This window comes from Streptomyces murinus (genome assembly GCF_002154555.1).
Lineage (GTDB): Bacteria > Actinomycetota > Actinomycetes > Streptomycetales > Streptomycetaceae > Streptomyces > Streptomyces murinus.
In genome coordinates this window covers 1-1,390 of record NZ_MUNF01000900.1, presented here as the reverse complement: position 1 = coordinate 1,390, position 1,390 = coordinate 1, and the positions used below count along the sequence as shown (strand labels likewise).

2 protein-coding genes and 1 riboswitch are annotated in these 1,390 nt (G+C 68.6%); both genes read right to left on the bottom strand.

Annotation, left to right across the window (positions count from 1 at the left end; translation table 11 throughout):
• Positions 1–50 precede the first annotated feature (50 nt).
• Complete coding sequence (locus tag CCN72_RS36410) at positions 51–776, bottom strand: LysM peptidoglycan-binding domain-containing protein (RefSeq protein ID WP_086812620.1); 726 nt, start codon at positions 774–776, stop codon at positions 51–53.
• A gap of 4 nt (positions 777–780) precedes the next feature.
• Positions 781–950: riboswitch (cyclic di-AMP (ydaO/yuaA leader) on the bottom strand.
• Positions 951–1,127: 177 nt separating this feature from the next.
• On the bottom strand, positions 1,128–1,390 hold a 263-nt coding region (locus tag CCN72_RS36405; protein ID WP_143664331.1), incomplete at its 5' end, for a LysM peptidoglycan-binding domain-containing protein.

Below are 1,390 nucleotides of genomic sequence, written 5' to 3'. Positions count from 1 at the left end.
TCCGATCCGACGGGGTACGGCCTTTCGGTGCCGTACCCCGTCGGATCGGACTACTTGAGGTGGAGCTGCTGGCCCGGGTAGATCAGGTCGGCGTTGTCGACGATGTCCTTGTTCAGGTCGAACAGCTTCTTCCAGCCGCCGGCCACGTGGTGCTCGGCCGCGATGGAGCTGAGGGTGTCGCCCTTGACCACCTTGTACTCGCCGTCGCCCTTCTTGACCTTCTTGCCGGTCGGGGTGGTGACGGTCTTGCTCTTGCTGGTGGACGAGCCGGTGGAGGTGCCCGTGGACTTGGCCGGCGCCGGGGTGGTGCGCTGCGTGGAGCGCGTGGCGGCCTGCTCGTCCGTGGAGCGGGTGGCGGTGCTGCCCGACGACGAGGGAGTCGTCGAGGCGGAGCCGCTGTACGGGGTGCTGCTCAGACCCGTACCGCAGACCGGCCAGGCGCCCTTGCCCTGCGCGGCGAGGACCTTCTCGGCGACGGTTATCTGCTGCGACTTGGTGGCCTGGTCGGCGGTCGACGCGTAGGCGGTGCCGCCGTACGCGGCCCAGGTCGAGGCGGAGAACTGGAGGCCGCCGTAGTAACCGTTGCCGGTGTTGATGGACCAGTTGCCGCCGGACTCGCACTGGGCGACCGCGTCCCACTGGGAGGCGGTGGCGGCGGAGGCGGTGCCGGTGGCCATCAGCGGCGCGGCCACGGCGGCACCGGTGACACCGGCGAGCGTGACGACGCGGACGGCCTTGGACGGACGACGGTGCTTGCCCTTGCCGGAAAACAGCATGGAACGATCCCCTCACCGACGCCTGCGAGGTGAGCTGTCGGGTTCGGGCCGGTTGAGTTGCCCGGCCACCCCTCCTCATGGAGGCGTGGCTTCACCCCAAGCCGGTCCGGCATCAACTGCCGGGCCCGGCACTTACCTTGGGTCCCCCGCTCCTGCCTGCGGCGCTTGACGCGACGACTGTTCCCGGGCAGCCGCTGGCAGGATTCGGCGTTGCGGCCGCCGGGGCTCGTGGTGACGAGCGGCCTTGACCGTAGCCAGGTGATCCGCGGAATTTCAAAGACGATCAGGGCTTCTGAGACTCATCCCACACTTTCGCCAAATCGGACATTTAGCGATCAAGTGGGGCGTCAACTAGCCCTGGTCCGCATCCGTTTCGTCACTGACTTTCAGGGTCTGACCGGCGGTGATGTGGTTCGGGTCGGCGCCCACGACCTTCTTGTTCGCGGCGTAGAGCGCGTGCCATCCGCCGTCGACGTCAAGGGAGTCGGCGATGGCGCTCAGCGAGTCGCCCTGGCGCACGGTGTAGCTGCCCGGCTCACGGGAGGCGTGCCGGCCGGAGTTCGAGTCGTTCTGCCCGTTTGCCGTGCTTTCGCCCCCGTTGCCACCGCGGTGGC

What these genes read in the sequence shown, in the direction of transcription:
- CCN72_RS36410 (WP_086812620.1), bottom strand. Translation starts at nt 776, where the DNA reads ATGCTGTTTTCCGGCAAGGGCAAGCACCGTCGTCCGTCCAAGGCCGTC.